Annotated in this window: 1 protein-coding gene (running past one end of the window); it reads right to left on the reverse strand. The window is 68.9% G+C overall.

Annotation, left to right across the window (positions count from 1 at the left end; genetic code table 11):
* Positions 1 to 23,692: the 3' portion of a carbohydrate-binding protein gene (locus ABV518_RS07710; protein ID WP_367766297.1), read on the reverse strand. It continues 5,243 nt past the right edge of the window; only the last 23,692 of its 28,935 coding nucleotides appear in the window; its start codon lies beyond the right edge, outside the window — the gene reads right to left on this strand; its stop codon occupies positions 1 to 3.

Consider the following 23,692-nt stretch of genomic DNA (forward strand, 5'->3'; position numbering starts at 1 on the left):
TCAGGCACTGGTCTGCTTCCGTGCCCGGGAGGATTCCTGCGGGGATTCCGTGGTGGCAGCCCCCGGCGCTGCCACCACGGACGGCTCTGCCCCGCCGTTGGTGATGGTCACGAGGCCGTAGCCGTCGGCGAGGTTGAAGTCCGGGCCCGCCAGCAGCTGGACCATGAACTGCTCGTTGGGTTCGTAGAGCGTGTCGCCGTAGATGGTCAGCGTGATGGTGGCCGTGGTGGTGTTGGCCGCGAAGGTCACGGTGCCGGAAGCGACCGCCAGGTAGTCCGTTCCCGCCGTCGCACTGGCCGTGCCGGCGGGGCCGGCAACCGTCTTCCAGCTGAGCGTGAGCGGGGTGCTCTGGGACTGGTTAAGGCTCACGGTAAGCGTGACCGTCCTGCTGCCGCTGTTGCCTTCCACCACGGTGGCGTCGCCGATCCGGACTTCGCGCTGGATGACTGCGGGCGGGGTGAACTGGCGGTCGTCGGTGCGGAACCGGAAGCGGTCGAAGGAGGCGGCAACGTCCTTGCCCAGGACGCCGGTGCGGCCGTCCGCCACGGAGGAATTGAAGACCCGGCTGGTTACCACCTGGCCGTTCAGTGTCAGTGTGACCACGGTGGCCTTGAGGACCAGGTTGAGTGTCTGCTCGCTGCCGGCGGCGATGGTCCGGGCGATCGCCAGGTCCACCACCCAGCCGTTGCGCGGGGTGGCATGGCCGATCAGGATCCGCTGTCCCGGAACGTCGAGGACCACGAACTTGTAGTCGTTGGCCGCGTAGTAGTCGAAGATGATGCCGCTGACGCCGAGGGCCCGGAACGTGGCTTCCACCTCCACGTAGGAGAGGCTGTCGATGCCAACGCTGCCGAATTGGGCGGCCGACAACGCGGGTGTTCCGCCGGTGGCGGTGCCCACGTAGCGGCCGGTGTCGGTGTTCCACGAACCTGCCACAGGTGTGAACGCCTCGGCCACGCCGTCGTCGAAGTATTCGGTGCGGTCCAGGGAGATTTCCGGCGAGATGACCGTGAGTGCGATGTTGTCGAACCAGCCGCGGGCCTGCTGCGAGCCAAAGCCCACCAGGCCCTTGTTCAGGGCCACGGCGTCGCCGTCCACGTAGCGCACCGGGAACTGGTGGCTGAAGGCGTTCTTGCCGTCGATGGTCACCGTGACCACCAGACCGTTGACCACCACGTTCAGGTTGTAGAACTTGCCGGCGCTCACCGAGCCGGGGACGGCGGCCTGGGCGTCGTACCACCAGCCGGACGCGTTGCGGTGTCCGATCACCATTTTGTTGATCGAGTCGTCCACGCCCGCGAACTTGAAATCGTCCGGGGCGAAGTAGTCGAAGATGATGAACGCGTTGGCCTTCCAGCCGCCCACGGCCTTGTCCATCGAGATCTTCGCAGCGAGCTCGTAGTACACGGACTTGTAGGCGTCGGAGTACCAGACCGCGACGGCGTCCTGTCCCCAGCCCGTGGCCGTCACCTTAAGCAGGCTGTTCTGGACGGTGAACGCGCCCGAGTCGGTGGCGAAGCCTTGGAGCGTGCCGTCGTTGAAGTCGGCCCCGCGCAGGGTGTCGCGGCGTCCGCCGGGGATGTTGCCGGCCTGCGGATCCGTGGGGCCGCCGGTCTGGGTTTGCCACTGTCCGTGGTCGTGCTGGGTGATGAGGCCCAGTTCGCCGTCGGGTTCGCCGTTGCGGACGGCATCGTTGCCGGTGTCCGCGGCGCGGGTGGGGTCTGCGCCCTGGCTGCGGGACAGCGCGTACAGGAACATGGGCAGCTGCGGTTCCACCTGGCGGCTGACGGTGGCGATGCCGAACGGCGCGAACGGCACCAGGTAGCTGTTGAACTCGCCCACCCAGTCGATCAGCCGGTCGCCGCCGGTGTTGCCGATCAGGATGTCCAGTCCGGCGCCGCCGTAAACGCGGTCCTGGTAGCTGGAGTTCACGCCGTCCGGGACGTCGTTGAGGCCGTTGTTGCTCGTGAGCAGGTCGTCCGCGTTGGAGAGGTCGTTGCCCCAGCCGGCCCAGATGGTGTCCTTGCCGGTGCCGCCCACGGACCAGTCGTTGCCGAGGTCCCCGAAGATCGCGTCGTCGCCGTCGGAAGGCTGGTTGGTGATGGTTCCGGTGCAGTTGCCCTGGTTGTCGACGGCGATGCAGGCCGTCACCCAGTTGCCCGAGGCGGCATCGTTGTTCAGGAAGAACTGGCGGGCCCACGGCGGGACGGCACCCTTCCAGACGCTGCCGTCCGCGTTGAACAGGATCACCCGGCGGGGATCGTATTCGTCGTAGAGGAGGAACTCGCCCAGCCGGAGTTCGTTGTGGTTGTTGCTGTGCCAGGCGTTCGTGTCGGCGCCGAAGTGCAGCACGTCGCCCGGGTTGTAGGGGTGCAGGAAGTCGATCAGTTCCAGGCCCATCGGGTTGCCGTTGGTGTCGAAGTGCTGGGCGTAGGAGGTGCCGAGCGATTCCGCTCCGGAGATGGCGTCGTCGCCGGCGCCGCCGTGGATGAAGTCGCCGCCCCAGCCGCCGAAGATGATGTCGTCCGAGTTGTTTGCGTCGAACAGGGGCTGGTCCGCCACGTGGTGCTGGCTGGCGTTGACGTTGTCGCCCAGGTTGTACGGGGTGAGGTCCACGGCCTTGGCCAGCTGGCCGGCAACGTTGATCGTGGCCGTCTGCACCTGGCCCGGCGTGTAGATGAACTCGTTGAGCACATCCCCTTCGCTGGTGCGGGTGTCCGGGTCCACGGTGCGGAACTTGTAGACGCCGTAGAGGGGCTCGCTCAGCTGCGTGCACACGGCGCTGGAGGCCGTGGAGCAGCCGGTATTGCGGCTGGTGAAGATCCTGCCGTCGTCGCCCAGTATGCCGTCCGTGCCGGTGCCGGCGGAGATCCAGTCGTTGCCCCAGCCGCCGATCAGGTCATCGTCCTGGGCGTCGCCGTAGATGGCGTCGTGGTCGGCCCCGGTGTAGACAGTGTCGTCGCCGGATTCGCCGTGGACCTCGTCGCGGCCGCCGATCTGCGTGTACTTCCAGGTGCCGGTGGCGGTCTCCAGGATCAGCGAGCAGGTGGGCTGCGTGGGCGAACCGTTGCAGTCCGAGCCCGCACCTTGGCCGAAGTTGGCCGGGACGAAGTCCGGTCCGCCCGGCGTGTAATCGAGCAGGTGGACGCCGCGGACCACGATCTTCTGGGTCCCGTAGGTGTCGTAGTTGAAGGTCGCGTAGTTCGCTGCGCCGGCGGCCCCTGCAGGGTTGATGTCCGTGTGGTTGACGCCCACGATCCGGATGATCCGGCCGTTGTCCGCCACGATGGTGTCCGCGTCGCGTGCGTGCATGTTGGCGGGGAGGGTGTTGTCTGCCAGAATGCCGCCGGCCAGGCCGGGTGTTCCTGCGATGCCGCTCACCTGGTTGTTGATGGCGATCTGCGTGCCGGCGCCGCCGAACAGGAGGTCAGCCCCGCGGTCGTCGCCGGGCAAGTAGGCCAGTGCCGGGAACGGCAGGCCGTCGGGCCGAAGCTCCGGGGTGGTGAGGGAGAAGAAGTCGCTGCTGCCGCCCACGATGTCGTCCTGGCCCAGTCCGCCGAAGACCACGTCGTTGCCGGCGTTCCCCTCGAGGTAGTCCTCGCCGTCGGTGGCTGCTTCGAAGGAGCCGATGACCGTGAGCACCCCGGTGAAGTCGCAGACCACGTTGCCGGGCGTCCCGGTGCAGCCCAGCGGGGTGCGGGAGGCGCCCACGTGGTAGCTGGGGGTGGTGTCGTCCACCATGCGTGCGAAGGCCTGCTCAATGCCGCCGTCGCCCTGGATGACGTCGTTGCCGAGCTGGCCCAGGATCACGTCGTGGCCCTGGCTGCCGGCGAGGTAGTCGTTTCCGAAGCTGCCTGCCCACTTGCTGCCCTGGTCCGAGGCGAAGTCGTGGAAGAGGTTGGTGACGTCGTACTCGGCCCACCAGGGTGCCCCGTCCGGGTCCCGGTAGGCGCGCGGTGTGCCGTCAACCAGGAGGAGTCCGCTGTTGTCCTGGTTGACCGCACCGCCGCAGGCGTTGGCCTGGTCCGAGCGGCTGTACAGGAGCGTTCCGCAGAGGGTCTGGAAGTGGTAGCTGAGGAAGTCGGTCCGCAGCAGGTAGGCGTTGTCGCCCAGGACGAGGTCGTCGGCTTCGTCGCCGTCGGCCATGTCGTGCCCGGCGCCGCCGATGATGAGGTCGCGGCCGAGGTTGCCGAAGATGATGTCATCGGCGCCGCGCTGCAGGTTCCGGGACTCGACCGCCAGGACGCTGGCGAGCGCCGTCGTCTGGATCTTCTGCAGGCGGGCGTCCGGCTGGTTCGGGTCGGCGACGTTCTGGAGGATGGCGCCATGGTCGCCGAAGATGATGTCGTCATAGGCCGTTTCCGGACCGCCCACCACGGTGCCCGCGCCGTCGCCGAAGAGCAGGTCGCGGCCGGCCACCAGGAGGTCGTCGCGCACCGGGGACGGGTACGGCTGGATGGTGGTGCCGTTGTTCAGGAAGCCCGCACCGGTCACCGAGGGGCGGGGGCTCTGGTCGACGACGGCGATGTCCAACGCCCGGGTGAAGACGTTCACGTTGACGCCCGAATCACCGTAGATGTGGTCCACGCCGCGGAGACCGCGGATTTCGTCGTCGCCCGAGCCGCCGGCCAGGTGGTCGCCGGCCTGGCTGCCGATGACGAGGTCGTCGCCGAGTCCGCCGAAGGCCGTGAAGCCAACCGTGGGCAGCTGGGCTGCGGCGAGGTGGGCGAAGAGGCCTGAGGCGTCGATGATGTCGTTGCCGGCGTAGTCGTACGGGTTGGCCAGGCCCAGCATCCACTCGTCGTCCTCGTTCTCCGCATCGGGGATGTGGACGAACGGGTCGAAGGGCTTGGGGCCGAACTCCATGCCGAGGACGTCGTAGGGGCGGCCGGAGTACCAGGCGCCGTCCTGGCTGGTGTCGCCGTAGACCACCAGCGGCGAGCCCGGGCCGGCCGTGGCGTTCACGTCGCACGGGACGCCGTCGATCGGGTTCACAAGGTTACAGACCGTGATCACGTCGCCGCCGATCAGCAGGCTGTCTGGTGCCGAACCGGCAATGGCCGCGTCAAACGCCGTGACCGTGAAGACCGGCGCGTCCCAGACGGCCACGCCGGCCGCGTTGAGGTGCACGGTGGGCTGCAGTGCCGCGTTCCAGAACGTCATGGTGGTGGTTGTGAGGGCCTTGATGGTGAACGGGCCGGCCAGGCCGCTGATGCGGACCTGCATGCCCACCTTGAAGCCGTCGGCCACGAAGGAGCCGCCGTCCGTGCGGAGCAGGGAGTCGCTGTGCAGCTGCATGGTCCCGCTCGCGGTCAGGGCCATCGGCTTGGCGACGTGCACGTCCGTGGGGAGTACCGCCGTCGGGCCGCCGTAGACCGGGCCTGAGAGGTACATGACCGAGCCTTCGCCGCAGTGCGGGAACGGGTCATCGAACGGGCAGGCGGCGTTACCGAAGCCCAGGATCATTCGGGTGAAGGACTCCCCTGCCAGCTGGATGTGCTGCGGGCCGTGTCCGTAGGGATCGAGGGCGAAGTAGCCGCTGCCCGGCAGGTAGGCCGTCAGTCCCCAAGGCAGGCCGTCGAGGCGGGTCAGGACCAGGCCTGTGCCCGCCGGGGCACCAACACCGTTGCCACCACCCGGGGCGGAGCGTTCCATGTCGAACACGTTCTGCATGAACGAGTTGCCGCCGCCGTGGACGGTGGTCAGGCCGCCGTGGGGTCCGGGGACGAAGACGTTGTAGCTGCCGTTGAGGGCAGGCAGTTTGTCCCCGCGGCGGAGGGTCAGCGTCAGGGCGCTGACTTCGGTGAGCCGCCAGGCTCCGGTGACGCCCTGGATCATGACCAGCTGGCCTGCCACGAAGCCGTCGGCGATCCAGCTGCCGCCCGCCCGGGTGAGCGTGCCGCCGTCGTTCTGGGCATTGGGCACAGTGGCGACGGCGCCGGTGAAGGTGACCGGCACGTCGGCCGCGATGACCGTCCGCAGTGCGGTGGACGCTCCTACGGCAGGTCCGGAGAGCTGCAGCAGGTACATGACGGTGTTGTCCGTGGTGTCCATGGGATCGTCGTCGCCGAAGCCCACCACCTTCCAGGTGCCGATGAGCCCGCTGATGGTGACCGGCTGGCCGGCCAGGAAGCCCTGCGCCTTCCAGTCGAACGGTGCGGGGCGGCTGAGCCGGTGGGTGGAGCCGAACTGGCCGGCGGAGGCTGCCAGCACCACGGTGCCGGTGAGCTTGACGGCGTCGTCCGGCTGCAGCGTGCCCTGGACGTCCAGGCGGTCGTTGCCGTAGCCGAGCATGAGGTTGAAGATCTCGATGGTGGACTTGGCACCGTTGGTGGCGAACTGGCCGTCCACGAACTGGACGGTGCCGTAGCTGATGCCGCCCGGGAACACCTGCGGTTCGCCGAAGGTCTGTCCCTCGGCTCCGCCGTACGCGGCGCCGAAGTCCAGGTTCTTGGCCATGTTGAAGCCCTTGAGGGAGGTGCTGTTCATGACGCCGCGGCCGTTGGCCTGGGAGGAGTCGTTGTAGATGTTCAGGATGTCGATCTGCTTGCTCTCCGGTGCCTGGGTGGCGATCGCGAAGAGCGGGCCGTCCTGTTCGCCGGGGAGCTTGAGGCCCAGCTGGAGCGAGCGGTCGGCGCCGGTGACGCCGCCCTCCACTGCCAGTGGGCCGCGTAGCCGGGAAACCAGGTGCTGGCTGACCGGGAAGGCCTTGACGCCCACGCGCTGGAGCGGCTGTTCGTAGGCGATGTCCGCCTCGAGTTCGACGAACCGTTCCTGGTACCAGTTGGCGGCGTTGAAGGTGGCGACGGCGGCGATCCGCACCACGGTGAACGCTCCGGCGCCGAAGCCGGCCAGGGAGTCGCCGCTGAGCAGGAAGTCGCGGAGTTCCAGCTTCTCGTCGTGCCCGGCGTTGTCGCCGCGGATGACGGCGATCTTGGCCCGGATGCACGTGCCGGCCTGGCAGATCTCCACCCACTGGCCCTCGCTGAAGCCGTCGGCGAGCCAGCTGCCGCTGGCGGGCCTGACCAGGCGCCAGGCGCCGTCCACGAACTCCGTGGTGGCGGTTCCGTCCCACACGCCCGAACGGGTCAGCCGGTTGATGCTGATGCCCGCGCCGCCGGCGCACGCCGGTGCGGAGGACAGGACCATGCTCTTGCCGTCCAGGGCAACGGACAGGATGGTGAAGATGGCGCCGCAGCCGGAGATGGTGATCCGCTGCCCTGCCGCGAAGCCTTCGTCACTGAAGCTGCCAAGGTCGCTGCCGTTGGCCCGGCTGATCGAGGAACCGGCGATCGCGAGGGCCCCCAGGAAGGCACGGGCCGGGATGTCGCCGCCGATCACCTGGTAGTCGGCCGGGGTCACTGCGGTGCCGCCCACGGACACCACGTCCACCAGGCCGTCCGGGATCAGGGCGATCCGCACCTCGCCATTGGGAGCCTTGGTGAGCCTGATCGTGTAGCCGTCGGTTCCGCCGGGGATGGTGCAGGCGGTGTTGCCGCACTGGATCACCACGGTGTCCGTGCCGGTGGGGATGCTGACCACATTGGGGGTCTCGTCGTCGTACACCAGCACGTCTGTGCGCTGCAGCCCGCTGCGCAGGTTCGGGAACGGGTAGGCGGCGGACGCCGCGGGGGCGGTGAGCAGGGTGTCGAGTTCGTAGTTGATGACTGCAGTCAGGGGGTCGCCCGGATCGCTGTTGGGGCGGGCGTTGACCACGATCCGCAGCGGGATGTTCCAGTTGCCGGCGTTGAAGCTGACCGAGTAGTAGGTGCCGCCGTTGCCGCCGTTGCCGTCGGAGAAGGCGAGCCAGCGGCCGGCCGGGACCAGGCTGAAGTCGAGCTGGATGAGGCGCTGGCTGTCCGCGTCCATCCAGATCTTCACCCAGATGGTGTCGCCGGCGGCGGGGGCCTTGGCCAGGGTGAGCAGGAGGTCGTCGGTGCGCTGCGTCAGGGTGCTGCCTTCGATGACCAGGGTGCGGCCGTCCAGGGCGGTGCCGCCCGGTTCCACCTCGGTGACGTACACGCCTGGCGTGTCGTTGTCGTAGACCAACGCGTTGACCTGCCGCACGGCGGCCCGGTGGAAGCGCGCGTCCTGGCTGATGACGCTGTGCTGGAGGACCACGGTGCGGTCGCCCTCCGCCCGGGGATCGTCCACGGCCCAGAGGTACACGCGCTGCGGCACGTTCCAGGTGCCGTTGGTAAACGTGAGGGTGACGGCCCGGCCGTTCTCGTCCACCACGGCGCCGTTGACCACGTAGTGGCGCCGGAACTCGGCGAACTCGTCGCACTGCGTGTCCCCGGTGCCCACGCACAGCCACACAGTGTCGCCCAGGCCGTTGGGCAGCGGGGCCGGGTTGATGAGGCTGCCGTCCGCTTCCTGCGACGGCGGGAAGGCGGCGGAGACGGTGAGGTACACGGTCGACGTCGGGACCACCGCGAGCTCCACGGTGTAGTACGCATAGCTCTTGATGACGTCCGTGCCGGCCGCGCCTTCGCGGATCCGGGTGCCACCGGTGCCTTCGCGGATCACCACGATGCCGCGGTCCTGGGTGGCCAGGTTGTACGGGACGCCGTCGGCGGTGAGGCCGTCGTAGCCGGGGTCGGCGGGCGAGGTGACGATGTGGTCCACGGCGCCGCTGAGGCCCTCGAGTTCGCGGGTGACGATGTCCGCCGTGACGTCGCCGGTCACGCTGATCATGTCCGAGCCGAGGCCGCCGATGATCCGGTACGCCACCCCGTAGGCGGTGGACTGGACGAAGAACTGGTCGTCGCCTTCCAGTCCGTCCACTTCCACCACTTCGATGGTGGTGTATTTGACGTTCAGGCCGGCCCCGAAGATGCCCTTGTCCGTGATGGCGAAGTCGTCCGCGAACTCGGTGCCCAGGATGACCAGCTTGTCGAAGCCGGTACCGCCGTCCACGTTGACGGGGGCGTTGACGTTGTACTGGACCTCGTCCTCGCCGCCGCCGGCCCGGATGTCCAGCGGCCGGGAGGTGGAGAAGCCCAGGCCGATCACGGGCACGGCCACCCCGTTGGCGTCCAGCGGGATGATGTCGTCTTCCCACATGGTGTTGTCGAGGTCGATGTTAGAGCCGGGCAGGTGGTTGAAAGTGGTGTGGGCGTCGGCGTTATTGCAGACGCCGTCGCCGTTGCGGTCGTAGCGGGTGTAGCTGCCGCTGATGACGCAGGATCCGAAGGCCACCGTGGTGGGGAAGGTGCCGCCTGCGGGGACGAACGTGACGTCGCTGAGGCCGCAGCCGGCGATGCTGTCCGCGTCGGTGTCGCAGACCGCGGCGATGGCGAAGGCCCGGACGATGAAGATGTCGTTGTTGTCGTCGCCGTTGAGCTGGATCTCTGCCTGGTTCGAGTACACGGTGAACTGGTCGTTGCCGGTGCCGCCCGTGGCCAGCAGCGGCGCGTGGGCGCCGGGGCTGAGCCAGCCGCGCGTGGTGGGCACCAGCGCCGGGAAGGTGTCCGCCGGAAGGAGGGCGCCGCCGTCGGGCGCATTCTGTCCGTCGCGCTGGGTGCCGAAGATCTGGCCGATCTGGAAGACGTCGTTGCCGGCGCCGCCATCCAGGGTGATGGTGGCGGAAGTGTCGTCCACGTAGAAGGCGTCGTTGCCGCCCTCGCCGAACACCGTGATGCGGCCGTTGAGCGCGGTGTCGTAGTTGATCCGCTGGACCAGGGCGCTGGGCTCGTTGCCGGCGGTCCGGTCGCGGTAGGAGCCGATGCCGCCGTCGGCGGCGAGGCTGCCGGCCAGCAGGGCCACGAAGGCCGGGTGGTCGGCCGTCTCCGTCGGGCTGAGGCAGCCGCTGGGGACGCCGGCGCTGAGCGTGAACGGGCTCTCGTTGTCTATGCACTTCAGGGCCCGCAGCAGGAAGATGTCGTCCGTGGCGGCGTTGCTGGTTGTGCCCGGCAGGTAGCCGTTGTAGGCGGCCGCGGTGTTGTTGTAGCCGTAGATGGCGAGGTCGTCCACGCCGGCATCCGGGGCGCCCGTGTCCAGGACGTTGATGACGTAGTTGCGGATGTTGCCGTGGCTGCCGTTGGTGTAGACGAAGTAGTGGTCGGACTCGCCCTGGCCATCCAGGGTGAGGGTGTGCCCGGCGCCGGTACCCGTCAGGGCAGGATTAGCGAGGCCGGTGGGGCTGGTGACGACGTCCATGGACTGCAGGTACCAGACGGTGATGCGGTCCTCGCCGTCGGCGGTGTTGGAGGCGGCGGTGGCGTTGCCGTGGACTGTGGTCTTGGAGCCGAGGAAGATGTAGCCGGCGTCGCCCAGCTGCTCCTTGTTCAGGGCCTGGTTGGAGGTCTGCGCCAGGTCCAGTCCGGAGGGATCGCCGAGCTGGATGAGGTCGACGTCGGAGCCGCCCCGGATGTGCGTCTGGCGGTCCGCCACGGGGTTGGCGGCGCTGGGGGCGCAGCTGCCCATGGGGTCGCCGGTGGCGTCTCCGGCGGTGACGTTGCAGTCGGCGATGATGCGGCCGCGCAGGATCATGCTGCTGCCGTATTCCGGGTCCGGGACGGCCAGGGTGCCGCCGGTGTCCGCGTTGCCGAAGTCGCCGCGGATGTCGATGCCGAGGTTCGCAAGGACCTGGGTGTTCTGGTGGAAGCTGAGGTCGTCGCCGACGCGGAGCTCCACGCTGCCGGTTTCGGCGAAGACGGTGCCCACCGGGACGCTGCGGAGGTGGTCGGCGTCGTTCCCGGGGACGGTGGTGTTGTCCTCGGCGAAGTTGGCGCTGCCGCTGCGGATCAGGAACAGGTCCTCGTCCAGTTCGGCGCTTTCGCGGACCGTGATGCGGATGTTGCCGGTGACGGCGTGGGCCAGGAGGAGCCGCAGGTACGCGTCGGTTTCCGTCAGGTAGATGCCCGTTCCGGCCTCCAGGGCCACGTCGTCCGCGGTGGCGGCAAGGCCGGCGTCGGAGGTCCCGTTGTCCAGCAGCCCGGCGTTGTTGGCGCAGTTGGCGTTGGTGCAGGCGAACGGCGAGCCGCGGAGCGAATCGATGTCCAGGTCCTTGACGGCGGTGCCGATGGAGCCGCCGTGCGCGTCGATGTCGATGGTCTGGCCCAGCACGTCCGCCGCGGCGTCGCCTACACCGTTGGCAGCGCCGTCGATGATGGAGCCGGCGCGGCTGCGCAGGGACACGTTGCCGGTGCTGAGATTGTTGTCCCCCGCGGTTTCCACGATGCCGATGCGCAGGTCACCGGCCACCTGGTCGAGGTGGATGCCCAGGGTCTTGTCTTCGTCGGCGGCGAGGTCGTGGGCATTCAGGAGGCCCTTGGCCACGGCCGGGAAGCCGCCCACGGCATCCACCTTGATCTCCAGGAAGTTGTCCGGGAGGCCGATGCCGCCGGTGCCGGAGACGCTGCCGGCCTCGCCCAGGCCGTTGTCGCCGGCGGTAAGGGTGATGTTGCGGCCGGTGACATCCACGCCGTTCTGGACGCCGGAGATGTCCAGGTCGTAGGCGTCCAGAAGGATGCCGTCGTCGTCGGTGTCCAGCACGCCGTTGTCCAGTTCGGCGTCGAGGATCCTGCGCGGCGAATCGAGCCGGACGTCCGCGGCGATCGGGGTGGCGCAGAGCGCCGCGGCGCCGGTGCAGAGGCCGGTGGAGTGGATGTGGCCCACCCGCAGGTCGCCCTTGCCGCTTTGTTCGATGACCCAGATGTTGCCGTTGTTGAGGACGTCGATCTTCCCGGAGCCGTCCGTCACGCCGTGCTGCGCGCCGGTCTCGTCGTCCGTCCACTGGCCGTCAATGTCGGTGAAGGCCTTGATGGTGATGGCGGTGTCCGGAGACGGGTGGAAGATGGCGATGTTGTGGCCGGCCCGGATGTCGCTGAACGTGTAGTTCGCGTTGATAGCGGTGAGGTCGGTGCCGAAGGCCACGGCCACCACGGCGCCGCCCACGATCACGGGGGCGTCCGCGCCGCCGGTGCATGCCGGGCCGTCCGGGCGGAAGTAGCAGGTGGTGGGAACTGACTCGATGGTGCTGCCCGAGCCGTAGGGGGCCGGCTTGTTGTTCGGCGCGTAGATGTCGACGTTGATGTCGCCGACGGCGGGGCCGGTGATGCCTTCCGCGCTGTCCCGCAGGATCACGACGGCGTCGTGCCCGGCCTTGATGGCGCCGATGACGGGGCTGATGGCGGCCGTGTTGGCGGTGAGCGAGTCGCGGCGGAGGACTGTGAGGTCCAGGTAGAGGTCCTGGCCTGCTTCGACGTTGAGGCCTACCGGCTTCAGGACGGCGGGGACGCCCACCTCGCCGGTGTGGAAGATCTGGAAGAGGACCATGGCCAGCGGGTTCGGGACGGTGCCGAGGGAGCCGAGTTCCGAGTCCAGCGTGATGGTGTTGCTGTAGAACGTTTCGGAGCCGCCGTCGGTACCGCGCAGGATGGAGCCGCGCTGGTTTGTCAGGTGCGTGTTGCCGATGGTGTTGCGGATGTCGCCGTCGATGGTGAGGTCGAAGCCGGTGGTCGCCGTTGGCCGGAGGCTTTCGATCACCACGCCGGTGGCGGGGAAGATGTGGTGCACGTGCCAGAACCATTGTGTAGCCGGGGGCGCGTGCGGGCCGTTGTCCACGGAGACGCTGATGACGGCTTCCGGGGTGGTGGAGAGGTGCGAGTTGAGGGTGTTGATGGACACGCTCTGCGGGTCCGTGGTGCCCTTCAGGACGATCGATTTCTCAGAACTGTTGCGGATCAGCACGGAGTTCCAGGTCTGCTGCATGTAGAAAATGCCCAGGCTGCCATGGATGAGGCCGTTGCAGTCGTCGTCGCAGCCGCTGCCGGCGGCGTTGGCCTCGAAGAGGGCAGCGGGGAGCTCGTCGTAGATGATGGGGTCGATCCAGATGGTCCCGCCGGCAATGGTGTCGCCGATGTTCAGGGCGGGGCCGAACTCGCTGGCACGGACCGTCACGTTGTAGGTCTTGGCGATGATCTTGCCGCTGGCGTCAATGATCAGCACCGGGTTGGGCTCGCCCAGCAGGTACACGGTGGACTCCCACAGGATGTCCCGCTTGGGCTTGTACTGGATGTCCGAGTCGGAGGATCCGACGTCGAAGAAGCCGCCGGAGCGGTGCGCCCGGACGTACAGCCGGTCAAAGGACGTCAGCGCCGAGACCACCAGTTCGGCGGTGCGGATCACGGATTCGTCCACGCCGTTGACCTGGGAATCCCCGGTGAACCTGACCTCGGCGTAGGCGTCCGTGTCGCCGCCGCCGCAGCCGCAGTTCGCGCTGGCATCCGCGGTGAGGTTGAGGTTGGCGTGCTGTGCCCGGATGGTCACGGCGTCGCCCTCCACGTAGGAGCCGTTGGAGAGGGTCACGGTGACGTTGTCGTTGACGCTCACGTAGGCGCTGGCGTCGGAGTCGGCGCCCAGGGCGTAGGCGTCGGCGGTGGAGGTGGCCAGCGCCCGGACGGTCTCGTTGATGGCGTCAATGGAGCCGTCGGACAGGTCGATGTTCCAGCGGACGCCGGAGCCGGCAGCCACCTGGACGGCTGCGCCGCGGAGGCTGGCTGTCCCCAGCAGCACGGTGTCAACGGTTGCTGCGTGTTCGCGCCCGATGCCCACGCCCTGGCTGCTGTCGTCGTTCGCATCCGAGTTGGTGCCCAGGCCGCCGGATCCGGAGGAGGCGATGGCCACGCCGTTGTAGCCGGCGGAGGCTCCGATGAGGACCGAGCGGTTGGCCACGATGTCGCCGCCGATCTCGGTGCGGACCGCGTAGCCGATCTCGGCGTCCACGTCGGTGTCCGCACCGGCGATGAGGCCGCCCGTCCGGTTGACCGCTTGGCCGTTGGCGCTGGTCATGGCGAAGGAGGTCACCTGGACGTCGGTGGAGGAGAACACCGAAGCGCCGTCCGAGAGCTTGGTGGTGACGTTGTTGATGGCATCCATGAAAGCGTTGGAGGCCCCGAAGCCCAGGAAGCCGCCGCCCTTGCCCACCGAGGAGGTCGCGGTGCGCAGGTACGAGCGCCCGTCGATGACCACCGCGCCGCCGCGGAGGGTGCCGCCCTGGACGTCCACCGTGAGGTCGATCCTGACGTTCGTCTCGGAGAACACGTCGCTGAAGCGGAACAGCCCGCCGCCGATTCCCGTGGACGTCGCTTCCACCACGCCGTTGACGCCCGTGGCGCTTGGTGATCCGGGTCCGCCCACGCCCATCATCTGGTGCGGCGATCCGCTCATCGTGGTGCCCGGAGCCAGATCGATGTAGAGCTGCTGGATACCGGTGCCCGGGCCAGTGACGGCGATGCCCTGGTTCCGCAGGACATGCGATCCCAGTTTCGTGGACAGGCCGCCCACCGTGTTGCCGGCGGCGTCGCGCAGCTGGATCTTGTCGTCGTCGGCATCGTCGATGAGGTGGACGTAGTACATGTTGCCTTCGACGAGGCCGATCGTTTCATAACCCACCCGGCGCAGCGTGTGGTTGGCGATGATGGCCTTGAAGAAGTTGGTGTCCAGGGGGTTGGTGATGGTGGAGATCGGGATCGCCTGGATGTCCCCGGCGCCGCAGGGCTGCAGGTCCACGCCCGGGCCCGGGTCGACGTCCTTCGTGCCCAGGCCCGTGTGGCACAGGGACGTGGCGAGCCGGATCATGTGGGGTCCGCTGGCTCCGAGGGGGCAGAAGAAGAGGCAGCTGCCGTCGGGGTCCGCGGTGAGGACGTAGTAGGTGGCGCCGTTGACCAGGCCGCCGATCGCCATGGCGGGGTCCGTCACCGTGTAGACCACGGCGTTGCCGTTGCTCCAGCCGTGGGACGGGGCGTAGATGGTGTTCCAGTTGCTGTCGCGGACGATCTTGCCGTCCCCGTCCACCTCGAGCTGCCCGGATCCGTCGGTGTTGATGTCGATCAGCGTGCTCTTGAAGTCCACCACGGCCGGCGCGTAGTACACCACGCCCTGGCCTTCGACGAGGCCGGACTGGCTGCCGACGTTGATGGTGTTGCCGCCCGTGAGAGTGGAACCGTCCGGAGTGAAGGCGCGGACAATAAAGCCGTCGGCGTCGAGCAGGCTCGTCGAGAGACGGATCCGGTAGCTGTCCACCACGAAGATGTAGTAGGAGGCGCCGCACACCAGTCCGCCGGCCGGCGTCGTGCCCAGGGCCGTCCCGCCGGATCCGCAGCTGTAGACCACGCGGTCGCCGGTGAGGAAGTTGTGCCCGTTGGGGAAGTACAGGCTTCCCGTGTCGAGCTGGATAAGCTGCCCGTCGTAGGGGATGTCCGGGTCGTTGGGGTTGGCAGCGTCGAACTGCTCGCCGAGGCGGAGCGTGGTGCCGTCCACCGAGATGACCCCGTAGGTGCGGCCGTCGCCCAGGCCGCCGATCGCCAACGGGTTGGCGATGGTGCCGTTGTCCACCAGCGGGTTGCCGGTGACCGGGGCGCTGTACGTGACGATCGATCCCGTGTCGATGCCGTGCGCGGCGGAGAAGCAGATGGTGTCCGCACCGTTGCAGTTGATGCCCGTGATGGTTCCGTCGGACACGCTGCCGGGGATGATGCCGTGCAGGGCCGTGACGGACAGGACGCCGCCCGCCTGGACGAAGCCGCCTGTCACGGTGGCAAGGATGTCCGGGTTGTCGTGCGATTCAGCGGTGAAGCCGGCCTGGATGTCGATGAGGCCGCCGGAGACCGCGCTGGCGAAGGAGTCCGCGTCCGTCTTCGACTGGGCGAACAGCGTCACGTTGCCCGCCGCCGTGACCTTGCCGCCGCCGAATGTCGCGGCCACCACGGTTTCGGTGCGGGCTTCGGCGGTCGATGCCGAGACCGCCACGAGGCCCACGGCGAGGCTGTCGACGCTGGACTTGGTGGCGTCGTCGGCCACTGCCTTGACCTCGACCTCTGCTGCGCCGGCGTCGCCCACCGTGCCGACGGCGGGGTCCACGTGGGTGGAGCCGACATCGCCGTTCAGTTCGGCTTTGGTGACGGCCCGGTCCACGGCTGCCGGGTAGATGACGCCGATGCTGATGCCACCGAATCCCTTGCCGCCGGCGACCGCGATGGCCCGGTTCACTGCGTGTGCGTAGACGAGGAGCTTGGCGGTGAGGCCCGAGATCTTCGCCGTGCCGCCCACGATCGCGGATGTCACCGTGGCCGCTGAGATGGTGGCGTTGGCGGCGCCGCCCGTGACGGAGCCGAGTCCCGTGGAGAGGACCTTGAGGGTGGACTTGGCAGTGTTGGTGGCGTCGGCTTCGACTGTCATGTTGGCGCCGGCGGCGACCGTGCCGTCCCACTGGGCCCGGGTGGGTGCCGAGATATCCGCGTTCGGCGCACCGACGGCCACGCCCAGAAGGATGCCGCCGGTCATGACGTTGGACTTGGCGGTGGATTGGTTGACGCTGGTGGCCGTGAAGCTGATGTTCGCGCTGCCGGCCGAGATGGACCCTTCACCGCTGGCCACCGTGCCACCGGTGACGGACGCGTCCGCGAGGCCGATGGCGAGGGATGCCAGCGCCACCGATCCGGTCAGGATGTCCGCGAAGGCGGTGTTGTGCGAGTCCGCCAGAATGGTGAGGCTGCCGGCTCCGGTGACGGCGCCGTCGAGCGTCGCCCTTGTCTCGTTCCGCACGGCGGCGATGGCCACGAAGGCCTTGAGGTCCGCCAGGCCCGCCACTGAGGCGGAGTCGATGGTGCTGGTGGCCAGGTTTCCTTGGCCCTGCGTGCTTGCCTTGATGGTGATCGCGCCCAGGGAGCCGAGGCTTGAGCCGGCTTCGGCAATGGCCAGGATGTAGGCGCCGGAGGTGATCTTGGCGCTCGCCCACGCTCCGGAGAGGCCCAGGAGCGAACCGCTGTAGAGCTCCACCTTGGCGTCGGAGGTGTTCGCGGCCGTGGCGATGACGTCGATGGCCGAGGCCCCGCTGACGGTGCCGGTGGCCTTCGCGAAGGTGTGCCCGGAAAGTTCCGCGAACACCACGGTGATGCCGATGGTGGCGAGCCCGACGGCGACACCCGGGGCCCGCAGGACCGCCGAATTGTTCGCGGTGGCCCGGGATTCGACGGCGCCTGCCGTGGTGATGTTGCCGCCCACGAGGGCTTCGAGGTGGCGGCCGGAGTTGACGCGGGCCACGGTGAGCCCGATCGCCACGGCGCCGAAGGTCACGTTGAGCACCCTCGACGTGATGGTGCGGGTTCCGGTGGCCGTGACGTGCACGCCGCCGGCACCGATCGTGCCCACCGGGGAGGCACTGGCCGTGGCGGTGCCTGCCAGGCTCACGAAGGCCACCACGCCGCCAATGGCGCCGATGCCGCCGGCCACACTGACCGCGAGGGCATTGGCGGTGATGTTGTCCGTGACGGTGGAGTTGAAGGCGGATACGGGGCCATCGGCGGCGACGGCCACGGAGCCGGTGGTGGCTGTGTTGTCGCCGGAAATGTTGATCACGGAGACGGAGATGCCGGCACCGATCGCGCCGATGGCTGCGGCGATCGTGTACGTCTCGAGAGTGCGGTCTGCGGTGGAGGCCACGGTGACACCAGAGCCTGCCTTGCGGACCTGGGCGCCGCCGTCGACGTGTGCGTTCTGGACGCCGGAATCGTTCACCACCACTACCTGGCCGGAAATGCCCACCAGTCCGCCGCCACCGGCGAAGCCGATGGCCACCGAGTCTTCGTCCATGGAGGCCGAAACGACGATTTCGTTGCCTGCGGACAGCCTGGCCGTGGAGAGGACCGCGGCTTCGGTCTTGCTCTTGATGTTCAGGACCAGGACGGATATGCCGATGCCCACAGCACCCACAGCGGCGGCTCCGGCAACACCCAGGACCAGGAGCCGGTCGGTGGCCTTCACGTGGATGTGTCCGCCGGCGACGATGGTGGCGCCCACCCGGGCGGTGGTGCCGCCCGTTGCCGGGGCCGCGAGTGCCTGGGTAGTGGGGTTCTGTGCCGGGGCGGCTCCGGAGATGGTTCCGCTGACGCCGCCGAGGTGCCCGGTGAGGCGTTCGTTGGTCTTGGTCTCGGCGCCGGAGATCTGGCGCCAGTCAGTGGAGGCCACGGTAGGGTCCGAACCGCCGGACGCCACGTTGTGCCGTGCCGCGAAGGTGCGGCCGCCGAAGCTGACGCGTTCGCCTTCGTCGTAGGAGGTGGCGTTGGTCCACGGGTCCGGTGCGGCCGCGGAGGCCGTGCTGCCGGTGAGCGTGTTGTCCTTGTAGCCGCCGCTGCCGCCCTGGGCTGCCTCGCCGCCCTGGGTGGCCGATCCGAGTGAACCGCCGCGCTTCCAGTAGCTGCCGTCGGTGGTGTAGCTCGAGGTGTCCGCGAACGGGTCGATGCCCTGGACGCCGTCTTCCGTTGCCGTGTAGTAGCGGCCGGCCAGGTGGACTTCGTCGCCCTTGTTGTACACGGCGGAAGCGCTGTAGTCGCCGCGGCCCAGCGCGCTCTGGGCACCCAGCCACTGGGTGGGGTTGGCTTCGGGGTTGTTGCCGGCGCCGGTCAGGGTGTTGTCCACCTTGGCGGAGTAGCGCTTGCCGTTGTAACTGACCACATCGCCCTGGCGGTAGCTGGTGCCGGAGTCCCACGCACCGCGGTCGTCGCCGCCATCGGCCGCGTGGTAACCGCCCGTGGCGGTGGTGCCGATGGTCCAGACAGACACCGCGGCGGCCACGCCCACGAAACCGCCGGCGGCACTGACGGCGAAGGTGCTGACGTCCTTCTTGGAGACCGCGTAGACCTCCACGTTTCCGCCGGCCGTGACGGTCAGTCCGGCTCCGAGTTCGGCCACCACCGAGTTGTTCGCCACGCCGATGTCCACGCCGCCGGCCACGCCCACGAAGCCTCCGGCAATGCCACCGGCGATGGTGAGGGACTTGAACCTGTCGGTGGCGGAGACGTTCACGCCGGCGCTGCTGTCCACCGTGCCGCCGTCCTTGATGAAGGCCTTCACCAGCACGGTCAGCAGGGTCACCTGGACGCCGCCGGCCACTCCTACGAAGCCGCCGCCGATCGCAGGGGCGAGGCCGAAGATGTCCTCGGAGGAGTCGGCGCGGACGATGACTCCGGAGAAGCCCTGGCGGCCGAATCCGCTGCCGCTGACGGTGCCGTCGGAGACTCCGCCGATCGCAGCGCCCGTGGCGAGGGCCGTGACGGCGCCGTTGCCGCCCAGGTACGCCTGGACCTCCTTGTTCATGACGGCGACGCCCACCGCCGCGCCCACACCTACCAGGCCGCCGGCCATGGCGATGGTGAGGAGCACGGCCTTGGTGTCGTCCTGCGCGGAGACAAGCACGTTGTTGCCGGCCCGGAGGGTGGCGCCGTTGCCGGTGCATTCGAAGGCGTCGGTGCCGCCCGGGGTGCCGGTGCAGGCGAAGGTGTTGACGTTCAGCACGGTGACGCCGACGGTGCCGGCCACGCCCACCGTGCCGCCGCCCGCGCCGGCCGCCACGGAAACCACGGTGCCCTTGCCCTGGGCGGTGACCTCGATGTTGTTCAGCGCGCGGACCGTGCTGCCGGTGCCGATGTACGCGAAGGTATCGATGTTGGCCACCCGCACCGCGACCGGCACGGCCACGCCGGCGGTGCCCCCAATGGCGAGCGCGGCCGCGATGCCCAGCGAGTAGTACTGGTTCGCAGCGGCCACCCGCACGGACTGGCCGCCGTTGGCGCCGGTGACGGTGGTGGCGCAGGTGACGCCGCAGTTGATCCTGGCGTTCGCACCGATGTGGGCGGAGGTGCGGACGGTGTTGACGGTGACGGAGCCTGTCACGGCCACGCCGGCCGTGCCGCCGATCGCGAAGCCGATGCCGAAGGCGCCGATGTTGTCGGAGTTGTTGGCCGTGACGGCGACGCCCCGGAAGCCCGCATCCGTGCCGGCGAGGATGGCGCGCGGGCCGAAGGAACTCGGATCGCCCGACGGCGCGGTGCCCGACTTCGCGAGGCTGTGTGCCCGGCCGAGCTGCAGGGCGGTCATGCCGACGATGCTGATGTCGATGACCGCGGAACCGGCCTCGGTGCTCTTCTTGTTGCGGAGCTTGAAGGTGTTGCCGGCCACGTCCGAGATGAAGTACGTGCCGCCGTCCACCAGTCCGCCGATCGCCGCACCGCCGCCCGAGCTGTAGACCACGGCGTCGTCGTTGGCCACGCCGCCCAGGTCGAAGGTGATCTGGTCCGTGGCGGAGTTGACGGTGGTGATCGGGTTGAAGCGGGGGGTGGAGTCGGCGGTGACGTTCGCTTCGTCGGCCTTGTAGAAGCGCTGGTTCCCGCTGCTGCCCTGGCCCGTGATGTTCACGGCGGCGCCGCCCTTGCTCAGGGAGACCTGGAAGGTGTTGGCGGTGGCACCGACGATGAAGTAGGCCTGCTCGCGGTGGGTGAGCCCGGCGGCGCCGCAGGCGGGGAGGGTGGCGCAGCCAGCGTCGTAGTAGACCACGTCGCCGTTCTGGAAGCCGTGGTTCGCCAGCGTCACAGTGTCGGTGCCGGTGTTGATGTCCGCGGGTGTGAAGCGCATGTCCTTGGTGGTCACCGTGTAGGTGCCCGAGCTGGCGGCCAGCGGCGTGCCGCCCTTGGCTGCCACGGAGGCCCAGTTGCCGATCCAGGCGTGCGTCTCCTTGGTGGTCACGGGGACCGCCACGGATGCGCCCACGGCGGCGGTTCCGCCGCCGGAGATGTTGCCGCCGATCACGTTGAGGTCCAGGGTTTCGGTGGCTGCGATGCGGACGCTGCCGTCCACCGCCACGCTGGCAGCGTCCACGGCGCTGGTGCCGTCCGCGATGAACGCCTTGGTGGTCACGCTGACGGCGGCCACGGCCGCGTTGATGTTCACCGCGGCGGTTCCGGCGAAGCCGCCGCCCAGCGAGATCGAGGTGATGTCCTCGCTGGAGACCGCGTCCACGGTCAGGTTTCCGGTACCCACCACGTGGGCGGTCTTCGCGAGCCAGGCCTGGGTGTCCTTGGTGATGACCTCCACGTCCACGCCGGCGCCGATGCCTGCCGTGCCGCCGACGGTGAGCTGGCCTGCCAGGGAAAGGATGGTCGTCGTGTCCTGGGCGAGGACCGCGGTGTGGGTGGTGGGTGCGCTGGTGGCGCCGTCGAGGTGCGCCTTGGTGCTGTTGCTCAGGACATTGACGACGACGGCGCCGGCCACGCCTGCCGAGTTGCCGCCGGCGCCGGCTACGGCGATGAGAGTGAAATCGCCCGACTGGACGGCGGAGACCAGGAGGCCCGTACCGCCGGACTGGACATCGGCGCCGGCGAGTACCCGGGCTTCGACGTTCGAGCCGCGGACGATCACCACGGCCGATGCGCCGACGCCGGCGGAGCCGCCGCCGATCGAGAGGTTGCCGGAGGAGAACGCCCCGCTGATGCTCCGGGAGGCCTTGACCTGGACGGCTCCGAGGGCGTGGACGTCGCTGTTTCCGATGCTGGCCAGGACCATCGGGCTGCTGCCGCCCTGATTGAAGACGAACACCAGCACGGACCCGGAGACGCCCGCTGAGTTGGCGGAGACCGCACCGGCCACGGCCAGGACGAACCAGTCCTCGCTGGCGTTGGCCTCCACCGTCACGCTGCCGCCGGCACGAAGCTGGGCCGAGTCCCCAATCCAGGCGCGGACGTTGGAGTTGACGATGATGACCACCACGGTGAGGCCCACACCTGCCGAATCCTGGCTCAGGGCGAGAGCGCCGCCGACGTCCACGATCCTGATGTGGTCCGTGGCCCGCACGGTGATGCTTTGTCCCGCGCTGCCAACGGTGCCTTCCTGGTTGACGAGGGCGCCGTTGGCGATCCACGCCTGGGTGTCCAGGCTGATGATCTCCACCACGAAGCCGCCGGTGACGGCCGCGCCGCCGGAACTCGCGCCGCCGGCGATGGCCACGCTGTTGAGTTTCAGCCAGTCCACCTTGCCCTTAAGCGGCTCGGGCAGGTCCGGGATGAGCGGGTTGAGGCTGGTGCGTGCCGTCACGGACGTGGCCCCGCCTGCGTCCACTTTGGTGCGGGTCACGGCGGTGGAGTCGATCCAGGCCTTGGTCTCCAGTTCGATCCAGTTCACGGAGAACGAGGCGCCGACGGCGGTGCCGCTGCTGGTGGACAGGGCACCGGCGATGGCGAGGTTTTGGAAGCGGATGGGCAGGTAGGCGCCGATGGTGATGTCGCCGGCCGGTGCGTCGAGCTCGGCGCCGGCACCCACCCAGGAGTGGGAGGTGAGGAGGAGGATCTGGACGGCGGCGCTGCCTGCCACCGAGGTGCTCTTGCCGCCGGCAGCCGCGAAGGACCACACGATGAAGTCGTTGTAGCTGGGCGTGCCGGCGTTAAAGGGGTCGTCGTCCGCATCCGGCACGGGGACGGTGGCTTCCACGGTGATGCCGGCCTGGCCGGTCACGTGGGCCCCGGCACCGATGGATGCCTCGTTGGTGACGTCCTGGACGTTCAGGCCGATCGTGGCGCCCACGCGGGTCCCGTCGGTGTCGAGGTCGATCGCCGAGCCCATTCCGAAGGCGTTGGCCCGCAGCAGGAACGTGGTGCGGACGGTGACGGCGCCCGTGACGGCGGTGACGGTGCGGTTGCCAGCGATCCGGGCCGTGGAGGTGGCAACCACCCAGTTGACGGCGATGGCGGCCGCGACTCCGGTGCTGCTGCCGGAGGATCCCGACTGGCTGCCCTGCTGTCCGTTGGCGCCGTTGGCACCGTTGCTGCCATTCGTGCCGCCGCTGGAGCTTGGCATGCCGGACGTGGACGATTTGGTGCCCTGCGTGTTGGGGTTGTCGCCGTTGGCCTGGCCGTTGGCCTTGGAGTCTCCGCTGGCTCCGCTGTCCTCGGCTCCCGAGGCGCTGGCCACGGACTTCGACTCGCTGCGGATGACGGAGACGGCGATGACTTCCACCGATGCCCCGCTCGCGTCTCTGGCGATTTCGGCGAGCGTGTCCCAGTCCACCACGGCGTTGACGGCAATATCGATCCCGACGGCGGTGTCCTTGCCGGCCGCTTCGGCGTTGCCTTCGGTGTAGATCACGTTCACGTGGGTGGCGGTGACCTTGATGGCGCCCGTGGCGGTGAGGGTGGTGCCCGAGGTGCCGAGCCGCGCCGTGACGTCGTCGTTGACGCTGACCAGCAGTGCCACCACGGGGGTGACTGCGGTGCCGCCGGTGGTGCCGCCCTCGGCCTTGGTGGCCACCTCGCGGAAGCCCAGGGCGTCCACGGTGACCGAGGTGCCGCCGGTCAGCGCGGCGCCGTTGGCGGCCTCGGCCCGGACCACATTGTTGTGGATGACCTGCAGGGCCACGGAGGCGCCCACGCCGGTGGCGCTGCCTACCTCGGCCTTGCCGCTGGCCGTAGCCTGGTCGTATTCGTTGGCCAGTGCGGAGATCACGACGGCGGCGCTGCTGAGCGTGGCCGAGGCGCCGGTTTGCAGGACTGCTTCCGTCGTGGAGCTGAGGATGTTCAGCGCCAGGGCGCCGGCGATTCCGACGCTCGAGGCCTCACTGGCGCCGGCGCGTGCAGTGGCGGAAACCTCGTGCTCCCAGAGCCGGAAGAGCTGGTCCACGGACGGGCTGGCCGGGAAGTGGTCGCCGTCCGTCAGGGTCACCGACTGGACCACCCACTGCTGCGAACCGTTGCGCTTGTAAAAGCCGGGGGCATTACTGCCGTCCTGTGCCGTGAGCTGGAACCAGTCATTCTCCTCGATGTCGTTCTTGGGGAGTTCCGACTTCTGCCCGTAGGTGTCGGCAGTGATGAAGTCCCAGGTGGTGCCGTTGTACTTATAGACGCTGTTGCGCGGGTGGCCGTCG

The organism is Arthrobacter sp. HS15c, from assembly GCF_040812005.1.
GTDB lineage: Bacteria > Actinomycetota > Actinomycetes > Actinomycetales > Micrococcaceae > Arthrobacter.